The following is a 19674-nucleotide window of genomic DNA, read 5'->3' as shown; positions in this document are numbered from 1 at the left end:
CGGATACAGGGGGCGTCCGGCCCTGCGTCCGGGAAACAGCCAGGTCGCATCCCGGTTGTTCGTGTTCATGTCGGTCCGTCGGTCCCTGGCCTGGAGCGGCGGGTCAGCGAAGGGTTCGGGGACCGGGGCCGGTGGGTCGCCGAGCCGGATGAGCACCCGCCCGTCGGCGTCCTGGGTCAACCGACAGGCGGGTCGGCCTGGTCGACGCGCTCGACACGGAAGGCGTCCAAGACCGCGTCGGCGATCAGCGCAGGCATCTCACCGACCGGGCGGCACACCCCGAGTTGCGCCTCGATCTCGTCCGCGATCACAGCGGCGAGTGCGCGGGCGACCGCGCGCTTGTCCATCGCACCCTCTTCCTCTGCGCCGGGTGGACAGGGAGCCCGAAAGGAGCTGAGGTCGATGGCGGCGCGAGCGCGGTTCATCACGGCGTCGTAGCCGTGAGCGCCGAGTTCCGGGAGGATGAGCGGCGCGAGCGCCTGCTGTACGTCGGACAGCACCTTCTGCTCGACCGGTCTCGCCGATTCGATCGAGCTCAGGTCGTACGCGAACTCTGCAAAGGCGATCAGCTCGTGTAGAACCGTCGCCTCGGCCTGCGACATGTCCAGGGTCACGGACCCGTCGGGGGCATCGGTTGCACGCATCGCATCGCTCCTGCTCAGATGTGTCATCGTGTCGGAACTCGACGGCGTTGCCGTCGGCCGTCACGTACTCGGGCGCTCTCCCCGGCCGAGGTCCAACGCCTCATGCGCCGAGCGGTCGTTCGGCCCGGCGGGATGGTCAGGGCACAGCCGATGACCCTCCCCGTGCGATCGGTGGCCGCCGGCAGCGCCGACAGGCCCGTGGGAACCCCGCCGACCACGGGCGCGGCGGGCGTCTCGGCGCGTCAGGACGCGGTGGCTCACGGAGCCGCCGCGGGAGCGTCGCCGGGGGAGGGGGCGCTGTCGGCGGGCGCGTCCCCGTGATCGGTCGCCTGTCCGGGGCCGGGGGCGTCCCCGGGGGCGCCGGGGCGGCCCTCGGGGTGCAGGTGGGCCATCAGCCCCCGGAACCGCACCCAGGAGTCGTGCTCCACCCCGGTACCCACCTGGTACCAGAACGCGGGGGTCAGCGGCGGCCCGAACGGCAGCGGGCGCACGGGGGCGCCCAGCGCCCGAGCGGTGCCGATGACGGCCACCGCCTCCTGGCCCAGGGCCATGCCCACCGGCAGAGGCAGACCCGCCCAGTGGGGCGCGTAGGTGAGATCGGCGCGGCCGCCCACCCGGCGCACCGTCATGGTCCGCAGCACGTCCCGCTCGGTCAGCTCCCCGACCAGCGAGGGCAGCACCGACAGGTCGGGCTCGGCGCCCTCGGGGTACCCGACGGCGAACGTGATCGCCTCGCGCACCCCGAACGAGGTGCGGCTCACCCGCACCGTGCCCGCGAACGGGCGCACGCCGTCCTCGCGCGCACCCCCGGGCGGGCCGGAGAACGCCGCCCAGGTCCGGCCGGGGGCTCGGTTGCGCACGGTCCGGGTGAACACGGCCCGCCTCCACTCCTGGGGGAGGGGCTCCGCCGTGCCCCACACGGCGGGCGGACCGCCGCCCAGGCGCTCGGCGAGCAGCTCCACGGAGCGGCCCAGGACCAGGCCGTTGTCGGCGGGGTGCTCCACGTTGAGGTCCACGTGCAGTTGGCAGCCGCGGTCGGCGTCGTCGGCGCGGAACGCCTCCGGCGGGCCGTCGGCCCGGGCGTCCCCGTCCACGGTGAAGGCCTCGCGCTCGTCCCAGCGCAGCCGAACGCCGGAGAAGCCGTCGTAGTAGGAGCCCCCGGGGGCCTGGACCACCCAGCGGGCGGCGGGGGACATCAGGAAGGAGTGCAGGGCGTGGGTGATGCGCGAGGTCGAGGGGGTGACGACCTGGAGGCGCAGGCCCCTGCGGCCGTGGCGGGCCAGGACGTCCACGATCCAGGGGGAGAGCGGGACCAGGGGGCGGTCCTGCACCACGACGGCGGCCTGCTCGGTGAGGGCGGTGACCGCGGGGTGGCCGGTGGCGCCCTCCAGGAACGGATCGCGCCGGTCCAGCCCGGGGGCGGGCTCCCACACCGAGCCGCCCAGGCGCTCGGCGAGGCGGCGGGCGAAGCGGCCGACCACCCCGGCGGTGTCGGCGCCGGGGAGGTCCGCGCCGCGGGCCTCCACCCAGTACGGCTGGGCGGGCAGGTCGTCGGCGATGCCGTCGGCGAGCAGGCGCTCGGCCTCGGCGGACAGGGCCAGCTTCTGGGCGGCCTGCATGGCGGCGACCACCCGGCCGCCCTCGTCGACGAGCTCCACCAGGGCTCCGTCGGCGACCAGGCGCACCCGCAGGTCGCGCCCGGCTGCGGCGAGCGCGTCGATGAGGGCGCGGCGGTCGGGGGCGTCGGCCAGCAGGGCGACCGCGTCGTGGCTCAAGGGGGTCTCCTCAACACAGGGGGTCGGACGGCGGAGTGGTGCCGGGTGGGATACCCGGGATGTCCGGAAGGTTCACGTCCATGTGTTCCCGGAGCGGCCGCGGCGACGCCTCCGGCGGCGGGGGCGTCGCCGAACCCGCTCCTGACGGACCCCTGGGGCGCCCGGTGCCGGAGGGGGTGGACGGACCTCCGGTCCGTGCCGCCGCAGGTCGCGGGCGCCCCCGAAACCCTCGCGCGCGGGTGGTTTCCTTTCGTCCGAAGACGGTGAAACCTTCAACGCGGAGAGGACGTCACACCTGTGTCCGCGTCCCGGGAGCCGGCCCCGCCGGCTGCCGTGGCCCCGGGCGACGTCCGACCGGTAACCTTTTCCTCCCGCGACGCCTGACCCGCGCGCCGCCCCCCGCTCGCACTCTTCGACGACCCGCACCCCGGGACCGACGGGTCCGGACCGCGCCGGCCGCACACCGACCGGCGCACACGCGAAAGGAGCAGTCCGTGTCGCAGTGGAACATCCAGCCCGCGGCCGTGGGCGGCGTCCTCCAGGCCGTCGCCGGCCACCTCGGCGAGGAGGGCAGCGGCGAAGGCCTGGTCGGCGTCATGGAGAACGTCGAGGAACACCTGGTGGACAGCGGCGAATACGCCAAGAGCGGCATCATCGGCATGGCCCTGGGCGAGTTCGCCGAGCACTACTTCGGGATCATGGGCGACATCGCGGGCCTGACCATGGCCGCCGTCACCGGCGCCAGCGAGGCCACCACCCACTACATGAACGGCAACCTCGAGATGGCGGAGGAGGCCCAGGCCAACGCGGGAGTGATCCCGCCCCCGCCCCCGCCGCCCCCCTCGAACGGCCCCAACCAGGCCGTCTGACGCCCACCCCCCGCCCCGCACCCCGACGCCCCCGACGTGAAGGGATCACGATGAGCACCACCACCGCGGTCAGCGACCTCGCCGTCCGCATCCACGCGATCGACTGGGACGGCGACCTGGAGCACACGCGGTCGCGGGTCGCGCTGATGCGCGAGTACCTGCGCCGCTCGGCCGTGTGGACGCGTGCCCTGGGCGCCAAGGGGTGGCCGTTCTACGACATCGCGGAGTTCGCGGCGCCGGGCGTGCGCGCCGCCGACGAGGTGGTCGAAGGCGTACTGGGGAGCCCGGTGATCGTTGAGCAGTACCCGACGGTGGGCAAGAGCTGCGTGTGGGCGCTGCACATGGCGGCGGCCCGCGACGCCGGGGTGTCCCTGCCGGACCTGCCCGACCCCTTCGAGCCGCTGATCCGCATGTACGAGCGCGGCGGCGGCTTCTCCCTGTCGACCACCGGCACGATCGACATCGACGCCGCGGGCCTGTACCGGGGCACGCTCCCCACCCACCTCGGGGACGAGCCCAGGGCCCCCGAGACCGAGGCCGGGCTCGACGCCCTCGACGGCGCCGGCGCCTGACCCTCCCCGGTGCCGTGCGCCCGGCGCACGGCACCGCCGCTGAACCCTTCCCCCGCCCCCTCCCACCGGTGCCAGCCCCCACCGGCCGCCCGGACCCGCTCCGCCCGACCCCCTCGGACCGGGACGCGGATCCGCCCCGCGCAGACATGTACGGAACCCGGGAAGCACCGCGGCCCCGCACCGCCCGCGACCTTCCCCCGGCACTGGTAACGGTGGTCCCCCTTGTCCGACCTGATCGATCCGAGCGGCTTTCCCGTCCCCGAGACCCTCACGTACGCCCTCGACGCCGTGGCCGCGAAGCTGAAGACCGACGGCACCGACCTCACCGACACCACCGCCGACATCACCGGCGCCTGGGGCGGGCTGCAGGGCATCTACACCGCCCCCGAGGACCAGGACCTCTTCACCGTCCTCAACCCGCTCACCGGCGACGCCGAGGACGTGTCCGGCGCGCTGTCCAGCGCCTCCGGGGCGCTCATCGACTTCGCCGAGAAGGTCCGCGACATCAAGGCACGCTGGGCCACCCTCAAGACCGACTCCTACGCGTTCCTCAGCAGCATCGACTACGGGAACAAGGAGGACTGGGACGAGGGCAGCGGCTTCCTCTGGTGGAAGGAGGAGAGCGAGAACGTCACCAAGCACAACGACCTCCTCGACCGGGCCGCGGGCCTGATGCACGAGTTCGAGGAGGCGGAGCGGACCTGCGCCAACGCCATCACCGGGCTGTTCGGCGGCACCACGTTCATCGCCCAGAGGGCCGACGGGTCGGTCACGGCGGGCGACGGCGAGTTCGTGTACGGGTTCGACGCGCCCCTCGAGGGCATCGCCATGGAGTGGGGGGCGCCGCAGGCGACCGACCATGCCTGGTACAACGACGTCGGCGACGCCGTCGGCGACTTCTTCGTGGGCATCGCCGAGGACGTCGGCGGGATGGTCGGCGCGCACGGCCCGGACGGGTGGTTCGCCGGGAACTGGGGCGACAACCTCTGGGAGTACTGGGGCGGCACCGTCGAGGGCCTGGGCGCGCTGGTGGGCGTCGGCAAGGACGAGAACGGCGAGTGGGGCTTCTCCTGGGAGACCGCGGGCAACGCCTGGAAGGATGCGGCCCACGCGGTCGTGCCGTGGGAGGAGTGGGGCGAGCGGCCCTGGTACGTCATCGGCACGGCGGCCCTCAACATCGGCGCGACGGTGGGCGGCGCGCTGCTCACCGCCACCGGTGTCGGCGCGGTCGTGGGAGTGCCGCTCATGGCCTGGCGCGGCGCCAACATCGTCAACGCGGTCGGCGGCAGCCGCACCCCGGACGTGCCGGACCTGTCGGAGTTCCCCGGAGGCATCGACCCGTCGGTGCTGGCCCGGGTGCCCCGGTTCGGCGACGGGTCCATCACCCCGGTGGACCTGAGCGACCTGGCCGACCTGGACCTCAGCCCCGCGGACCTCGGGCGGATGACCGACGCGCTGGAGCGGCTCAACGCCGCCGGCACCCCGGACCTCCCGGACGGCGACGGGCGGCGCACCACGGGCGACGGCTCCGACGGCGACACGGGGTCCGACACCGAGCCCGCCGGGGACACGGGGTCCGTGCCGCGCGGGACGACGAACACGAACACGGATCCGGAGCCGGAGAACGACAACCGCCGGAACGGGGACTCCGGCTCCGAGGAGACCGTCGACCCGACCGCCGACCAGCTCGACGCGGGCGCGGACTTCCTGGACGGCGTGGACCCGGAGTCGCGCCGCGACCTGGCGGAGGGGCTGGACGGGGAGCAGAACCGCTGGGTCGCCTCCCAGGTGCCCGACGACGCGGCCGCGCTCGACGACACGCCTGTGGACCGCTTCGAGGCCGACCACGAGAGGGTCGAGGTCGACAGCGCGGGCAACGAGATCGACGCCCGCGACGACGGCACGTTCGACAACAGCGTGGACGGTGCCACGGGGCTGGACGGCCCGCGGGGCGGCACGACCGTGGTGGACGCGGACACCGGGTCGGGACGGGGCGGCAACGGCGGGTCCGACGGGTCGGACCGCGGCCACCACGGCGCGGACGGCGGCGGCCTGCCGGAGCGTCCGGACGGCGACCTCACCCCGGACGGCGACCTCGCCCCGGACCGCACCGACGGCGCCGACGGCCCGGACGGGGAGCGCCCGGAGCACGTCCAGCGGGCCGGAGGGTCCGAGGGCGACAACAACCCCTCGGCCAACCTGGAGGAGGGGCCGGGCTTCTTCGACAGCCAGGGCGACCACATCGAGGTGGGGCGCCGGGACGAGACCGGCACCTACATCGACGCCGAGGGCAACCGGTACATCGACGTGCCGGAGAGCGCCGAGGCCCTGGAGCGCTACAACGAGATCCGCGCCAACGACGGCGACGTCGACCGGATCTCCGAGAACACCGGCTTCGACTCGGACGTCCTCGACGAGATCAAGCAGCACCTGTTCTTCCGCGAGCACCCGGACGTCCCGGTCCCGCCGGACGGGACGACCCAGCGCAGCGGCCGGTTCGCTCCCATGGACCACGTCGCCGACCTGTGGCGCAAGGCCGAGGCGGGCACCCTGGACGCCTCTGAGGCGGCCCACTTCCGCCGCCTGGTCATGCACGAGTACGTCGAGGCCCGGCTGATGGACGAGGGCGTCCCGTACCGTTCGCGCGATCCGCAGCTGTGGAGCGACGACACCTACACGCCGGACCCAGACCGGAACGGCGCGCACGACATCGCGCCCCGGGAGGGCGGTCCCAACGCCTTCAACCTGTGGGAGAAGTGGGGCATCCCCTCACCCGACCCCGACTTCCGGATCTCCGACGACCTGTCCAACCTGGACGGGTACGTCGACTCGGCGCTGGACTGGTGGCGTGACCGCAACCCCTACGACGGCGCGGCGAACCGGCCCTCCTTCGAGCACACCCAGAGGATCGACGCGGGGGACCCGCGTTTTCCCGGGGAGAATCAGCGGTTCGGAACAGGGTCGAACGGGGCCGAGGCCCACCTGGATCCCGACACCCTCTACCGCGTGGAGGGCCGGGGGGTCTTCATCACCGACTCCGACGGCAGGATCACCCACGTCGAGACCCGGGCCGGGACGGACACGCAGGGCAACCCCGAACTCGTCTACCCCAGGCCGAACGCCACGTACTACGTCGACAGCCCCAGGACGGGCGGGCAGCTCGTCTACGAGACCGACGCCAAGTCCAGGACGGTCTCCATCGAAGGCGAGCTCAGGCCGGGGAGGGAGTCGCGCAACAACGAGCAGACCGCCATCGGCCATGAGGGCAGGAACTACTTCGAGGAGTACAACGCGCGCGACGACGCGGAGTACGTCTACGACACTTCCACCTGGCAGGGCGGGCACGTCGTCGCGAGCAACCTCTTCGCCGGCCCCGGGGAGCGCATCAACATCATCCCCATGCTCAAATCCCTGAACCACACCGGTGGGGGTGCGACCTTCCTCCAGAACTGGGGGCGCCTCGAATACCTCTGGAACGGGATCCTCTCCGGGGACGACGGGCGCCTGGGCCGGGCGTACAGCACCGAGTACGCGGAGGGCCAGCCGGGCGGGAAGCCGGCGCTCGTCGACCACTGGCGCGACCTCGCCGGCGACAATCCCTCGATCACGTTCCGGGTGGAACTCGAACACGACGACTCGCTTCCGGATTTCGACCGGGATGAATTCCAGGCGAGGCAGGACAACCTCAATAGCTATGCGAATCGGTATGACAATGACCGTCCCACGGAAATGAATACTCTGGGGGCTCCGCCTTCGGAAATCGTGGTAGACTGGCGGCTTAATGGCGTGAAGCAGACGAGGTTGGAATATGACAACCACCCCACACGGTCACCGAGGAATTAGTGGAAGGAAGTTCGATGGTCTTGTCCAGCAGCAGGAGTTGGTGCGCGCCATGGCTCTTGAGCTGGTCGAGGCCGCCCCGAACGGCTGGACCTCGATGAATTACAGGTATGAGTACATCGGGGGCGTTGCGGCCATGGAGAACCTCGTGACCTTCGAGAGCGGAGAGACGAAGAGGAAGCGTCACCCGTATTCCGTCAGCCAGAAGGCCAAGTTCCTCAAGGGCGAGATGTACGAGGAGGGCAAGGGGACATGGCTGGCCATGTCGATTCTGGTGACCCGTCCGGAGAAGTTCAAGGCGGAATTCCATTACGACAGGGAGCTGGGGGTCCATCCGATTCCTCCGTCGCCGGACAGCTATGTCTTCGAGCTGGCCAAGTTCCCCCGGGACGACGACGCGCTCTCCGACTGGCTCAGGGAGAAGATCGCCCAGGCCCAGGGCTAGGGCGTGTCCTGGAAGCGGCTGGATTCCCCTGCCCCGCGTCGGCCCCGGCGCGCCCTCGTCCTTCGCTGACAGGGCGGCAGACGCCATGACCACGCAGTCACCGAGGAATTAGTGGAAGGAAGTTCGATGGATCTTGTCCGGCAGCAGGAGTTGGTGCGCGCCATGGCTCTTGAGCTGGTCGAGGCCGCCCCGGGCGGCTGGACCTCGATGAATTACAGGTATGAGTACATCGGGGGCGTTGCGGCCATGGAGAACCTCGTGACCTTCGAGAGCGGGAAAACGGAGAGGAATGACCACCCGCGCCCTGTCGACAAGAAGGCCAAGTTCCTCAAGAGTGAGATGTACGAGGAGGGCAAGGGGACATGGCTCGCCATGTCGATCCTGGTGACCCGTCCGGAGAAGTTCAAGGCGGAATTCCATTACGACAGGGATCTGGGGGTCCACCCGATTCCTCCGTCGCCGGACAGCTATGTCTTCGAGCTGGCCAAGTTCCCCCGGGACGACGACGCGCTCTCCGACTGGCTCAGGGAGAAGATCGCCCAGGCGCAGGGCTAGGGCCTGTTCGAGGTTCGGGTATGCGCGCCCTGCACGGTGATGACCAAGACGTGGGGCGAGGGGATCCTTCTGATCGGCAGTGGTCGGTGCCGGAGCCGTTGCGGGTTGCACCTTCCGTAGCGGTATGTGGTCTGGTGGTCTCACGTCCCGATCCCTCGAGGAAAGGTCCCTGCCCATGCATTCGTCCTTCATGCCGCCCCGCCAGGTCAAGATCGGTGACGCGGCGGCCTTCGCCGGCACCACGCCGCGGGCGATCCGTCACTACCACGAGATCGGGCTGCTCCCCGAGCCCGAGCGGGGCAGCGATGACCGCCGCCGCTACGGGTACGAGGACATGATCCGCCTGCTGTGGATTCGCAAGATGGCCGACGCCGGGATCGCCCTGGACGACATCCGTGACGCCTTCACCACCGGCACGGCTTCCGCCGGCGCCGGCAGCGGGGACGGTATCCCGGGCATCCTGGAGAGGTTGGAGGAGACCCTCGCCGAGCAGGAGGCGGAATTGGGGCGGCAACGGACCGCCGTGCAGCGGATGCGCACCGAAGGCAGCCGGATGGGCCTGCTCTCCGACTTCGTCACCGACCGTCTCAAGAGCCTGCCCGAGGGCTCCCTGCGCCAGGCGGACCTGGACACTCTGCTGGTCACCGAGCGGATCTTCGGCCCGCTCGGCGCGGCCGTCCAGGCCACCCGCTTCATCGCCCTGGCCACGCATCCCGCTCTGCGGGAGGAGTCCGACCGCATCGATGGCGCCGAGGAGGCACTCGACGACAGTGTCGCCGTGGACGATCCGCGGGTGGCTCACGTGGCCGCCGAACGGCACGCCTTCGAAAGCGCCCTGCATACCGTCATCGAGGAGACCGGCCTGGAGAAAGAGGACGATGCCCTCTTCGACGCCTGGGACACGTTGCACCCCCTTCCCGCCGATGACGGCGAGGACGAGGCCGGCCTCGGCTCCGGCAGGCGGGAGGCCGGCTCCATGAGCGCGGTCGAAGCCGTCCGCAAGATGCCCTACGACGTCTCCCCGGCCCAATGGCGCTGTATGGAACTGGCCCTGGAACTGTCCGTCCAAGACTCGCCCGCCACCTAGAACACGGCCCAGGCCGTGTCGTGGAAGCGGCCGGACGGCCCCCTGCCCCGCGCCGGTTCCCGCGCCCTCGCCCTCCGCTGACAGGGCGAGAGGCGCCATGACCACGCGGACCGGGGGAGTCGTTCACACGTCGGGCACATGGCGTGGCTGAATACCATGAGGTGAGGCTGCACATGCATGCCACACCACTCGGGAACCGGAGTGCTCGGCCATGAAGTACACCGTCTCGATCGAGGTCGCCCTACCGCGGGAGAGGGTGGCACAGCTGCTCGCGGACCCGGCACACATGTCGAAGTGGCTGCGGGGCCTGGTACTGCACGAGCCGCTGAGCGGGGTGCACGGGCAGGTCGGTACCACCTCGCGGGTCGTGATGCAGGCGGGAAAGCAGAAGATGGAGTGCACCGAGACCATCACGCGCCGGGAACCGGCCAACCTGCGCGGGATCCCGAAAGAGCAGGTCGTTCACTTCGACCGCGAGATCGTCGGCGAGGGCATGTGGAGCGCGGTGCGCGACCGGCTGACCGAAGCCGGTCCGGAGGCGACCCTCTGGGAGAGCGAGAACGAGTACCGGTTCAGCGGTGTGATGATGCGGCTGGTGGGGTTCCTGATGCCCGGTGCCTTCCGCAAGCAGTCGCACCAGCACATGCAGGACTTCAAAGCCTTCGCCGAGCAGGGAAAGGACGTCCGCGAGGCGAAGGGCTGATCGACGGTCGGCGTTCGTCTTCCGAGGGGTGCGGAACGGCCGACGCGACGGCGGGCCGACCGCTGGACCCCCTCCGCCCCGACGGGTGGTGGTCGGGCCGGCGCCCCCGGCGGCAGACAGGAAGAAAGCCCCTGGTGGACGGGTCCACGACCACCTCACCGGTCCGCCGGGAGCTTCGCGTGCTAGTCCGCCATCGATCCGTCCGGCCGCATCCTGTAGCCCGGTCTCGTCCGACGAGCGGGAAGCCCTGCCCGTCAACACGTCCGAACGAGGGGAAAAGGCTCCGGTTCGACGGTGCGTACGGATGGCCGCGGCCAGATCTCGCGACCCGCTCCCCACCCCCGAGCCCCGGGAGCTACCGCTCCGGCCGCGCCGGACCCGACGCCGTCTTCCGGCCGTCGAGGCGTGACCGGGCCGTCATCGCTCTCTCGCCGGAACGGGAGCAGTCCCGGCGGTTCCGCGGTCCTCCCCGGGCTGCCGGGGAGACGACGCAGGGATGGCGTTGTCGATGAGGACGGCGGCGATGGCAGCGGCGGTGGGGAAGGAGTCGCTGTCGAGGACCCGGGTGCGGGTCGAGGCGCCGTCGATGAGCAGCGCGAGCTGTTCGCCGAGTTGTTCGGGGTCGGCGGCGCCGGCTTCGCGGGCGGTTTCGGTGAGCCGCGCGGCGATGGCGGCCTTGTAGTCGCGTGCGTACTGGGACGCGGGGTGCTGGGGGTCGTGGAGTTCGACGGCCGCCGCGATGTAGGGGCACAGGGGAGTGGACGCGGGCATCTCGAAGGCGGCGAGGAGTCGCTCGCGGGGTGTGAGGTCGGTGCGGTCGAACACTCCGGGCATGACGTCGGGATCGAATCCGCGCAGATATTCGGCGACGAGTTCGTCCTTGCTGGTGAAGTGCTGGTACGCCGTGCGCTTGGACACTTGGGCGACGGCGGAGAGCTGGTCCATGCCGGTGCGGTTGATGCCCTGATCGCGGAACAGCTGCTGTGACGCGCTGAGGATGCGCTCGCGTGCGCCCCTGCCGCGGCGCCGGCCCTGGGGGCCCTTCTCCAACTCCGTCATGTCTCCAGCATAGGCCGTTCGGTACGGACCGGTCTACATAGCTTGTGCTCCGTCCGGCATTGGGCTACGTTACGTACACAGCTTGGTGTACTTAAGGGTCGAACTGTTCCGGATAGCCGTCAATGCAACGGAGTGATCGTGGGAAAGCTCGATGGCAAGGTAGCGGTGATCACCGGCGGGTCCACCGGCATGGCACTGGAGGGCGCCAAACTGTTCGTCGAGGAAGGCGCGCACGTCTTCATCCAGGCCCGGCGGCAGGAAGTACTGGACGAGGCCGTCGAGCTGATCGGCCGCAACGTCACCGCCGTCCGGGGTGACGCGGCCGAACTGGACGACCTGGACCGCTTGTACGACACCGTCAAGCGGGAAAAGGGCTCGATCGACGTGCTGTGGGCCAGCGCCGGGACGGGGGAGTCCGCCGTCCTCGGGGAGATCACCGAGGAACAGTTCCACCGCGCCTTCTGGCTCAACGCGCGCGGCACCCTGTTCACCGTGCAGAAGGCACTGCCGCTGATCAACGACAACGGCTCGATCCTCATGACCGGATCCAACGCCTCCCTCGGCGCCTTCCCCGGCTGGAGCCTCTACGCGGGAAGCAAGGCCGTCCAGCAGGCCTGGGCCCGCGTCTGGCTCAACGAACTGCGCGACCGCAGGATCCGGGTCAACGTCCTGACCCCCGGCCAGGTCGCCACCGCCAAACAGGAAGAGCTGTTCGACGAGGCGGCCAGGGCCGCATTCGAGTCCCTCATCCCACGCGGAGAGATGGGCCGCCCCGAGGAAATCGCCACCGTCGCCCTGTTCCTCGCCTCCGACGACTCCAGCTACGTCAACGGCCTGGAACTGGTCACCGACGGCGGCACCACCGCCCTGTGAACCGCACACCGGAAATGCCGCGGCCGCGACAACCCGGTCTCCACGACGAACCGGTCCCGAACGCGGACATCCGCAACACGGCGAAGTGCCGCGCGGGCACCGCCTTCACGTGCTGCCGACGATGCACGGACACCGCCCGTACGAGACAGGGCGACACCTCGAGAACAAGAAGAGAGCACACCTCATGAGCAGCATCACCCTCATCGGTACGGGGAACATGGCCCGCACCATCGGCACGCTCGCGGTGGCGGGCGGCAACACCGTCGAGGTCATGGGACGCGATCAGTCCAAGGCCGACGACCTGGCCGAGGCCCTGGGCGGCGGCGCGACGACGGGCGAGTGGGGCGCCGTCCCGGCCGGGGACATCGTCATCACGGCCCTGCTGTACGACGGTGTCGTCCCGGTCGTCACCGAGTACGGAGACGCCCTCGCGGACAAGGTCATCGTAGACATCAGCAACCCCTTCAACGCCACGTTCGACGGCCTGGCCCACAGCGAGGAGACCTCGATCGCGCAGGAGGTCGCCAGGGTGGCCCCGGCCGGCGCCGGCGTGGTGAAGGCATTCAACACCATCTTCCGCAATGTCCTGGAGAAGGGTCGGCCCGACGTCTTCATCGCGGGCGACGACGCGCAGGCCAAGGCGGACGTGGCGGTATTCGTCGAGAGCCTCGGGTTGCGCCCGCTGGACGTCGGCGGCCTGAGAATGGCGCACTGGCTGGAAGGAATGGGCGTGGTCACGGTGGGCCTCGCCGGCAACGGGGTCGGCCACTGGGACTTCGCCCTCGGCGCCGACGAATCCACCGGCTGAGCCCCCGGGGCCGAGCAGTCGGCGCACAGGCTCGAGGCCCGGGGCGGGCGTCTTCGAGGACGTCCGCCCCGGGCCGCAGCTCCCGCCGCGGCCGGGCCCTCGCGCGTGGAGCCGCCGCGACCCCGACCCCGGTACCCCTACGGACCGGATCCGCCGGACGGGGCGTCCTCCCGGAGGCGCGGGTGTGTCGTGGGGCACCCCGCCCCTTTTCACGGAACAGCAGCTGGTAGGGTCTGTGCCGTTGTCGGTTTTGCGTAAGACGGGAGGGGAGTTGGCCGTGCAGTCGTCGCCTTCCCCGTTCACGTCGTCCTCGCCGAGCCGTCGTTCCTCTCGGCCGCCCCTCTGCGCGCGGCCCTCCCTCGCAGCCACCGGGCGGATGCGCTTCGCCGAGCGCCACAAGATCTCGGTCCGCAACCCCCGCCCCCTGGGCACCAACGGCTACTCCACCTCGTGGGGCACCAACGCCCACGGTGAGCTCAGCGCCTGCCCGCCCGGACGCAGCTGACCCGTTCCCTCGCCAGAGGGCTCTCTCTTTCACGCAACGACCTCTCCCGCCGCACGTGCGCGCACGGGCCGCTTCGGCGTACCCGGGCAGCACACACCCGTAGCGGGTAGGACGGGCCTGCCCCGTCCCGGTCGTGCGCGCGGCACTCCCGGAGTGCCCCACACCATCCTCGCTCCCTGATCGCCGGTGGTCCCGTGCCCGTGGGCACGACCGCCCCCCGGTGTGCGCCAGCATGCCCGGGGACCGGCGAGGAACCGTGAAAGGACGCGGCGTGCCGCTGCTCCTCCTCCTTGCTGTACTCACAGTGACCGTACTGTCCGTTCCCGTGCTCGACCGCCTGCTGGGCCGTGCCACCGGGTGGCCCCTGGCCGCGGTGCTCGCGCTGCTCACCGCCGCCGTCCTGGCCCGCGGCCCCGACCTCTGGGACGGGGGCCCGGCGCTGGAGGCCTCCCTGCCCTGGATGCCCGCCCTGGGCATCGGGCTGTCCCTGCGCATGGACGGCCTGGCCTGGCTGTTCTGCGTCCTGGTCCTGGGCGTGGGCGCGCTCGTCACGGCCTACTCCGCCCGCTACTTCCCGCCCGGGCGCCGCACCGGTTTCTACGTGCTGATGAGCGCCTTCGCCCTGGCGATGACGGGGTTGGTGCTGGCCGACGACATCGTCCTGCTGTTCGTCTTCTGGGAGCTGACCACGATCTGCTCCTTCTACCTGATCGGCCTGTCGGGCCCCTCGGCGTCCCGGCCCGCGGTGCGCACCTTCCTGCTCACCGCACTGGGCGGACTCGCCCTGCTCGCGGCGGTCGTGCTGCTGTGGGTGCGCACCGGCACCACCCGGCTCAGCACCATCCTGGGCGACCTGTCCTGGACCCAGGACACCGGCTTCACCACCGCGGTCGCGGTGCTGGTCATCGTCGCGGTGTTCACCAAGTCCGCCCAGTTCCCCTTCCACTACTGGCTCCCCGACGCCATGGCCGCCAGTACCCCGGTCAGCGCCTACCTGCACGCCGCCGCCATGGTCAAGGCCGGCGTCTACCTGGCGATGCGGTTCTCCCCGGCCTTCGCCGACACGGCCGTGTGGGGCACCACCCTGATCGTCACGGGCCTGGCCACCGCCCTCCTGGGAGCAGCGCTCGCCCTGCGCAGCCACGACCTCAAGAAGCTGACCGCCTACTCCACCGTCAGCCAGCTCGGCTTCCTCATCGCCGTCATCGGCGTGGGCACCACCCAGGCGCTCATCGCCGCCGCCGTCCACACCCTGGCCCACGCCCTGTTCAAGGCGACGCTGTTCATGGCGGTCGGCGTCGTCGACCACCAGACCGGGACCCGGGACCTGCGCGAACTCGGCGGCCTCCGGCGTGCCATGCCCGTGACCGCGACGGTCAGCGCGCTGGCCGCGCTGTCCATGGCGGGGGTGCCGCCCCTGCTGGGGTTCGTCAGCAAGGAGAACCTCTTCGAGGCCCTGCTGCACACGCCCGGCCCCGCCTGGCTCGGCCCGCTCGCCGCCGTCGCGGCGGTTCTGGCCGCGGCGCTGACCGTCGCCTACGCCTTCCGGTTCGTGTACGGGACCTTCGGCGGAGCCCGGGTGCGCCACCCCGGTCCGGACCGTCCCCGGGAGGCGGGCGCCCTCTTCCTGGCCGCCCCGGCCGTAGCCGCACTGGCCGGCCTGGCCCTGGGCCCGGCGGCGCCGCTGCTGAACCCCATGGCCGAACGCGCCGCGGCCGACGCCACAGGCGAACAGGCGCAGGCGCACCTGGCGCTGTGGCACGGCGTCAACCCGGCCCTGGCGATGTCGGCGGCCGCCCTGCTCCTCGGGGCCCTCGTGGCCTGGGGCGCCACCGTGCGGGACCCCGCGTCCTCCCGGCTGCGGCTCCCGGTGACGGGCACGGGCGTCTTCGAGCGCGTCCACGCCGGGCTCATCGCCCTGGGCGCGCGCACCGGCGACCCGACCCGCAGCGACGCACCGGCCCGGCACCTGGCCGTGCCGTTCGTCCTGATCATCGTGTTCGCCGCCGCGGTGGCCGTCCTGGGCCCGGACTACGGGACGCCGGTGGACGGGACCTCCCGGCCCCTCGACTGGATGATGGTCGCCCTCGTGGCCGTCTCGGTGCTCACCGCCGTGGTGACCCGGTCCCGGCTGGCGGCCCTGGCCCTGACCGGTGTCGCGGGGTTCGCCGTCGCCCTCTGGTTCCTGTTCCTGGGCGCCGTCGACGTGGCCCTCACCCAGCTCCTGGTGGAGATCCTGACCGTGGTCGTGGCCGTCCTGGTCCTGCGCCGGCTGCCGGCCCGGTTCCACCGCGCCCGACCCTCGCGCACCGCCGCCACCGCGCTGATCGCCGTCGCCGCAGGCACGGCCGCGGGGCTGGGCGCCTACCTGCTCACCGGACGCCGGGAACCCTCGGCGGTGAGTACCCACCTGTTGGAGAACGCGCCCGCCGACACCGGCGGCACCAACGTCGTCAACACCATCCTGGTCGACTACCGGGCCCTGGACACCCTGGGCGAGCTCACCGTCCTGGGCGTGGCCGGGCTCATCATCATCGCCGTCCTGCACTCCTCGGGGCTCACCGCCAACGGCGGGCCCCAGCCGACAGTGGCCCGCACCAATCCGGTCCGGGACGCCGACGCCAACACCGTCATCATGCGCACCGTCGCCCGCGTGCTGATCCCGCTGCTCCTGGTCTGGTCCGCCTACCTGCTCCTGCGCGGACACAACGCGCCCGGAGGCGGGTTCATCGGCGGACTGGTCGGCGGCTCGGCCTTCGCCCTGGCCTACCTGGTGGCGCCCAGCGCCTCCGTGGCGCGCATCCGCCTGGCCTACCCGGTCTTCATCGCCGCCGGGGTGGTCACCGCCGTGGCCTCCGGGCTGCTCGGCCTCGCCGACGGCTCCTTCCTGCGGCCCCTGCACGCGGACATCCCGCTGCCGTGGGGCGGCCACTACCACTTCACCAGCGCGCTCGTCTTCGACGTCGGCGTCTACCTGGCCGTGGTCGGCGTGATCCTGACCGCCCTCAACCAGCTGGGCCTGCCGCGCACCGGCGCCGCGCCCGAACGCACAGCCGTTCCCGAACGACACGACACGGCCACCGGAGGCACCCGATGACCCTGGCCATCACCATCGGCGTCCTGATCGCCGGAGCCGTCTACCTCGTCCTGCAACGCGGCATGGTCCGCATCGTCCTGGGCTTCGTCCTGCTCAGCCACGGCGTCAACCTCCTGCTGATGTCCGCCGGCGGTGTCTCCCGAAGGGAGGCGCCCCTCCTCGCCGGTGGAGGCGGGGAAGCCCTGGCCGACCCGCTCCCGCAGGCGTTCGTCCTGACCGCCATCGTCATCGCCTTCTCCATCACCATCTACATGCTCACCCTCGCCGCCACCGGCAAGGGCGACGACACCGAGGACGCCTCATGAACACCGTGCTCCTCCCGCTCCTGGTCGCGGCGCCCCTGCTCGGCGCCGCCCTGCTGACCGTCCTGCCCACCGGACGGCTCGCCCGGTTCCTGCTCCTGGGCACCAGCGCCGGCGCGCTCGCCGCCGGACTGGCCCTGCTCGCGGCCACCCGGGACGGACAGGTGTACGCCCACCAGGTGGGCCTGTGGCCCGCCGGGGTGGCCATCCCGTTCGTCGCCGACACCTTCAGCGCCCTGATGGTCACCACCACGGCCCTGCTCGTCCTGGTGTGCTCGGCCTTCGCCATCGCCACCGGCGAGGCCGAACGCCGCTTCTTCGCCCCGCTGGTCCTGGTGCTCTCGGCCGGCGTCTACGGGGCGCTGCTCACCGCCGACCTGTTCAACCTGTTCGTCTTCGTCGAGGTGATGCTGCTGCCCTCCTACGGGCTGATGGCCATCGCCGGAACCCTGCACGGCCTGCGCGGCGGACGCACCTACGTCACCGCCAACCTGCTCACCTCCACCGTCTTCCTCGCCGGCGTCGCCCTGGTGTACGGCACCGCCGGAACCGTCCACCTGGGCGAACTCGCCGGCGCCGCCCAGGACTCGCCCGTGGTCGCCGTCGCCATGGGCCTGGTCCTGCTGGCGATGACGGTCAAGGCCGCCGTCGTCCCGGTGCACGGATGGCTGGTGCGCACCTACACCGCGCCCTCCCCGGCCGTGACCGCCCTGTTCTCCGGCCTGCACACCAAGGTCGCCATCTACGTGATCTACCGCCTGTACGCCCTCGTCTTCGACGGCGAGGCCTCACTGCTGTGGATCGGCCTGGTCGTGTTCACCGCGACCATGGCCGTCGGCGTCCTGGGCGCGGTCGGCGAGACCACCACCCGCTCGATCCTGGTCTTCCACATGGTCAGCCAGATCGGCTACATCCTGCTCGGCGTCGCCCTGTTCACCGAGCTCGGCCTCATGGCCGGGATCTTCTACCTCGTCCACCACATGGTGGTCAAGGCCTCCCTGTTCCTGTCCACCGGCGCGATCGAGCACGTCCACGGCACCGGGGACCTCGAACGGCTGCGCGGCGCGGCCCGCGGGCAACCGCTGCTGGCCCTGGCCTTCCTGGGCGCGGCCCTGTCCCTGGCCGGACTGCCGCCCTTCTCCGGGTTCGTCGCCAAGCTGACCCTGGTCGCCGCGGCCCTGGACGCCGGGCAGTGGACCGTCGCCGCGATCGCCGTCGCCGTCAGCCTCATCACGCTGATGTCGATGCTCAAGATCTGGGGCTCGGTCTTCTGGGGCCCACCGCCCGGGGCCGGGCCCGCACCGGAGCCCGAACCGGCGCAGGCGCCCGAAGCCGCCGGCGGTACCGCCACCGCCACCGCCGCTCCGGCCGCCACCCGGGCCCCGGCCCGGATCAGGACCGGACTGGTCCTGCCGACCGTGGCCCTGACCGCGGTCACCCTGTGCGTCGGCCTGGGAGCCCAGGTCCTGCTCGACCTGAGCGCACAGGCCGCCGCCCACCTGCTGGACACCTCTGCCTACGTCGAGGCGGTGACGAACCGATGAACGGCCTGCTGCGCAGGACCGCGCGCATCGCGTGGTTCCCCTTCTTCTACGGAACCCGGGTGGTGACCTCCTCGTTCCGGGTCGCCCGGGACATCCTCACCCCCGGCAGCTCGGCGACGCCCGCCTTCCTGGAGGTGCCGCTGCGCTGCCGCACCGACACGGAGATCACCGCCATCGCCAACATGGTCTCCCTGACCCCCGGCACCGTCACGGTGGCCACGCGCACGGACCCGCCCACGCTGTGGGTCCACGGCCTGTACACCGACGACGAACAGGCCTTCCACGACGACATCCGCCAGATGGAGGACTACCTGCTGGCCATCACCCGACCCCGGGACACGCACCCGCGCACCACTGCGGGAGAGGAGCACCGTTGAACCCGCTCGACATCGCCCTGCTGCTCCTCGGAGCCGCCATGGTGGCCGCCGTCCACCGGATCCTGACCGGCCCCCACCAGGCCGACCGGGCCGCCGGATCCGACATCGTCTTCCTCGGCTTCGTCGGCATCGTCATCGTCCTGGGCCTGCGCCTGGACTCCGCCGCGGTGGTCGACCTCGTCCTGGTGTGCGCCCTCATCGGGTTCCTCGCCGCCCTGTCCCTGGCCCGACTCGTCTCCGGAGGCAAACGATGACCCCCCTCGAAGGACTCGCCCTCCTCTGCGTCCTGGCCGGCGCGGCCGTCTTCGCCGTCGGAGCCTGGGGCCTGGTGCGCCTGGACGACTTCTACGCCCGCCTGCACGGGGTCTCGATCGCGGCCGGGCTGGGCACACCGCTGCTCCTGCTCGGACTCCTGCTGTGGTTCCCCACCGTGGAGAACGCCGTCAAGATCGGCCTGGCCCTGCTCGTGCAGCTGGCCACCGCGGCCGTCGGAGGCAACGCCCTGGCCCGCGCCGGCTACCTGGCCGGCACCCCCGCCGCCCCGCACACCCGGCGCGACGCCCTCGCCGAGGCCGACCGGGCGCCGCACAGCGAACAGGACTGACCGGACCGCCCCGCC

At 71.6% G+C, this 19674-nt stretch carries 19 protein-coding genes; 16 read left to right on the top strand and 3 right to left on the bottom strand.

What is annotated here, in order from left to right:
* Nucleotides 1–176 precede the first annotated feature (176 nt).
* The gene (locus tag ACFQBR_RS27570; protein WP_344182674.1) at nucleotides 177–644 is read right to left on the bottom strand and encodes a hypothetical protein; all 468 of its coding nucleotides are present in this window, start codon (nucleotides 642–644) and stop codon (nucleotides 177–179) included.
* Nucleotides 645–901: 257 nt separating this feature from the next.
* The gene (locus ACFQBR_RS27565) at nucleotides 902–2419 is read right to left on the bottom strand and encodes a DUF6177 family protein (protein ID WP_344182676.1); all 1518 of its coding nucleotides are present in this window, start codon (nucleotides 2417–2419) and stop codon (nucleotides 902–904) included.
* Between the two features lie 494 nt (nucleotides 2420–2913).
* On the opposite strand from ACFQBR_RS27565, the gene ACFQBR_RS27560 reads away from it, so the two are divergent.
* The 7 genes from ACFQBR_RS27560 (at nucleotide 2914) to ACFQBR_RS27530 (ending at nucleotide 10490) form a co-directional block, all read left to right on the top strand.
* Nucleotides 2914–3288: a DUF6507 family protein gene (locus tag ACFQBR_RS27560; protein WP_267944791.1), complete on the top strand. Its 375-nt coding sequence runs from the start codon at nucleotides 2914–2916 to the stop codon at nucleotides 3286–3288.
* 50 nt (nucleotides 3289–3338) lie between these two features.
* Nucleotides 3339–3860, top strand: a complete 522-nt coding sequence (locus ACFQBR_RS27555) for a hypothetical protein (protein WP_344182678.1) — start codon at nucleotides 3339–3341, stop codon at nucleotides 3858–3860.
* Between the two features lie 222 nt (nucleotides 3861–4082).
* Nucleotides 4083–7703 carry a DNA/RNA non-specific endonuclease gene (locus ACFQBR_RS27550; RefSeq protein ID WP_344182680.1) on the top strand — a complete coding sequence of 1207 codons (3621 nt, stop codon included), beginning with the start codon at nucleotides 4083–4085 and terminating at the stop codon, nucleotides 7701–7703.
* Nucleotides 7704–7752: 49 nt separating this feature from the next.
* Complete coding sequence (locus tag ACFQBR_RS27545; RefSeq protein WP_344182682.1) at nucleotides 7753–8145, top strand: hypothetical protein; 393 nt, start codon at nucleotides 7753–7755, stop codon at nucleotides 8143–8145.
* 126 nt (nucleotides 8146–8271) lie between these two features.
* Entirely contained in the window at nucleotides 8272–8700 is a 429-nt protein-coding gene (locus ACFQBR_RS27540; protein WP_344182684.1) for a hypothetical protein, read from the top strand.
* Between the two features lie 175 nt (nucleotides 8701–8875).
* On the top strand, nucleotides 8876–9787 hold the full coding sequence (locus ACFQBR_RS27535) for a MerR family transcriptional regulator (protein ID WP_344182686.1): 912 nt from the start codon (nucleotides 8876–8878) through the stop codon (nucleotides 9785–9787).
* Nucleotides 9788–9998: 211 nt separating this feature from the next.
* On the top strand, nucleotides 9999–10490 hold the full coding sequence (locus ACFQBR_RS27530; RefSeq protein WP_344182688.1) for an SRPBCC family protein: 492 nt from the start codon (nucleotides 9999–10001) through the stop codon (nucleotides 10488–10490).
* Between the two features lie 417 nt (nucleotides 10491–10907).
* Here ACFQBR_RS27530 and ACFQBR_RS27525 read toward each other — a convergent pair whose 3' ends face one another.
* Nucleotides 10908–11549, bottom strand: a complete 642-nt coding sequence (locus ACFQBR_RS27525) for a TetR/AcrR family transcriptional regulator (RefSeq protein ID WP_344182690.1) — start codon at nucleotides 11547–11549, stop codon at nucleotides 10908–10910.
* Between the two features lie 138 nt (nucleotides 11550–11687).
* Between ACFQBR_RS27525 and ACFQBR_RS27520 the strand changes: the two genes are divergently transcribed.
* From ACFQBR_RS27520 to mnhG, 9 genes are all read left to right on the top strand, one after another.
* Nucleotides 11688–12422: an SDR family NAD(P)-dependent oxidoreductase gene (locus ACFQBR_RS27520; protein ID WP_344182692.1), complete on the top strand. Its 735-nt coding sequence runs from the start codon at nucleotides 11688–11690 to the stop codon at nucleotides 12420–12422.
* Nucleotides 12423–12606: 184 nt separating this feature from the next.
* Nucleotides 12607–13230: an NADPH-dependent F420 reductase gene (locus ACFQBR_RS27515; RefSeq protein WP_344182694.1), complete on the top strand. Its 624-nt coding sequence runs from the start codon at nucleotides 12607–12609 to the stop codon at nucleotides 13228–13230.
* Between the two features lie 376 nt (nucleotides 13231–13606).
* Nucleotides 13607–13735, top strand: a complete 129-nt coding sequence (locus ACFQBR_RS27510) for a hypothetical protein (RefSeq protein ID WP_344182696.1) — start codon at nucleotides 13607–13609, stop codon at nucleotides 13733–13735.
* 271 nt (nucleotides 13736–14006) lie between these two features.
* Nucleotides 14007–16832 carry a DUF4040 family protein gene (locus tag ACFQBR_RS27505; protein WP_344182698.1) on the top strand — a complete coding sequence of 942 codons (2826 nt, stop codon included), beginning with the start codon at nucleotides 14007–14009 and terminating at the stop codon, nucleotides 16830–16832.
* Nucleotides 16829–17137, top strand: coding sequence for a sodium:proton antiporter (locus tag ACFQBR_RS27500; protein ID WP_267944784.1), 309 nt, complete (start codon nucleotides 16829–16831; stop codon nucleotides 17135–17137). The genes ACFQBR_RS27505 and ACFQBR_RS27500 overlap by 4 nt, the downstream gene beginning before the upstream one ends.
* Entirely contained in the window at nucleotides 17134–18678 is a 1545-nt protein-coding gene (locus ACFQBR_RS27495; RefSeq protein WP_344182700.1) for a monovalent cation/H+ antiporter subunit D family protein, read from the top strand. The genes ACFQBR_RS27500 and ACFQBR_RS27495 overlap by 4 nt, the downstream gene beginning before the upstream one ends.
* Nucleotides 18675–19055: a Na+/H+ antiporter subunit E gene (locus ACFQBR_RS27490; RefSeq protein WP_344182702.1), complete on the top strand. Its 381-nt coding sequence runs from the start codon at nucleotides 18675–18677 to the stop codon at nucleotides 19053–19055. Before ACFQBR_RS27495 ends, ACFQBR_RS27490 begins: the two co-directional genes overlap by 4 nt.
* Entirely contained in the window at nucleotides 19052–19309 is a 258-nt protein-coding gene (locus ACFQBR_RS27485) for an MrpF/PhaF family protein (RefSeq protein ID WP_267944781.1), read from the top strand. The genes ACFQBR_RS27490 and ACFQBR_RS27485 overlap by 4 nt, the downstream gene beginning before the upstream one ends.
* Entirely contained in the window at nucleotides 19306–19659 is a 354-nt protein-coding gene (gene mnhG / locus ACFQBR_RS27480; protein ID WP_267944780.1) for a monovalent cation/H(+) antiporter subunit G, read from the top strand. The genes ACFQBR_RS27485 and mnhG overlap by 4 nt, the downstream gene beginning before the upstream one ends.
* Nucleotides 19660–19674: the final 15 nt, after the last annotated feature.

The sequence above is a fragment of the Nocardiopsis tropica genome (genome assembly GCF_042660575.1).
GTDB classification, from domain to species: Bacteria; Actinomycetota; Actinomycetes; order Streptosporangiales; family Streptosporangiaceae; genus Nocardiopsis; species Nocardiopsis tropica.
The sequence above is the reverse complement of the archived record's forward strand: the minus strand, read 5'-3'. Positions and strand labels throughout refer to the sequence as shown.

What these genes read in the sequence shown, in the direction of transcription:
- ACFQBR_RS27495 (WP_344182700.1), top strand. Translation starts at nt 17,134, where the DNA reads ATGAACACCGTGCTCCTCCCGCTCCTGGTCGCGGCGCCCCTGCTCGGC.
- ACFQBR_RS27525 (WP_344182690.1), bottom strand. Translation starts at nt 11,549, where the DNA reads ATGACGGAGTTGGAGAAGGGCCCCCAGGGCCGGCGCCGCGGCAGGGGC.
- ACFQBR_RS27500 (WP_267944784.1), top strand. Translation starts at nt 16,829, where the DNA reads ATGACCCTGGCCATCACCATCGGCGTCCTGATCGCCGGAGCCGTCTAC.
- mnhG (WP_267944780.1), top strand. Translation starts at nt 19,306, where the DNA reads ATGACCCCCCTCGAAGGACTCGCCCTCCTCTGCGTCCTGGCCGGCGCG.
- ACFQBR_RS27555 (WP_344182678.1), top strand. Translation starts at nt 3,339, where the DNA reads ATGAGCACCACCACCGCGGTCAGCGACCTCGCCGTCCGCATCCACGCG.
- ACFQBR_RS27545 (WP_344182682.1), top strand. Translation starts at nt 7,753, where the DNA reads ATGGCTCTTGAGCTGGTCGAGGCCGCCCCGAACGGCTGGACCTCGATG.
- ACFQBR_RS27530 (WP_344182688.1), top strand. Translation starts at nt 9,999, where the DNA reads ATGAAGTACACCGTCTCGATCGAGGTCGCCCTACCGCGGGAGAGGGTG.
- ACFQBR_RS27515 (WP_344182694.1), top strand. Translation starts at nt 12,607, where the DNA reads ATGAGCAGCATCACCCTCATCGGTACGGGGAACATGGCCCGCACCATC.
- ACFQBR_RS27510 (WP_344182696.1), top strand. Translation starts at nt 13,607, where the DNA reads ATGCGCTTCGCCGAGCGCCACAAGATCTCGGTCCGCAACCCCCGCCCC.
- ACFQBR_RS27540 (WP_344182684.1), top strand. Translation starts at nt 8,272, where the DNA reads ATGGATCTTGTCCGGCAGCAGGAGTTGGTGCGCGCCATGGCTCTTGAG.
- ACFQBR_RS27570 (WP_344182674.1), bottom strand. Translation starts at nt 644, where the DNA reads ATGCGTGCAACCGATGCCCCCGACGGGTCCGTGACCCTGGACATGTCG.
- ACFQBR_RS27490 (WP_344182702.1), top strand. Translation starts at nt 18,675, where the DNA reads ATGAACGGCCTGCTGCGCAGGACCGCGCGCATCGCGTGGTTCCCCTTC.
- ACFQBR_RS27535 (WP_344182686.1), top strand. Translation starts at nt 8,876, where the DNA reads ATGCATTCGTCCTTCATGCCGCCCCGCCAGGTCAAGATCGGTGACGCG.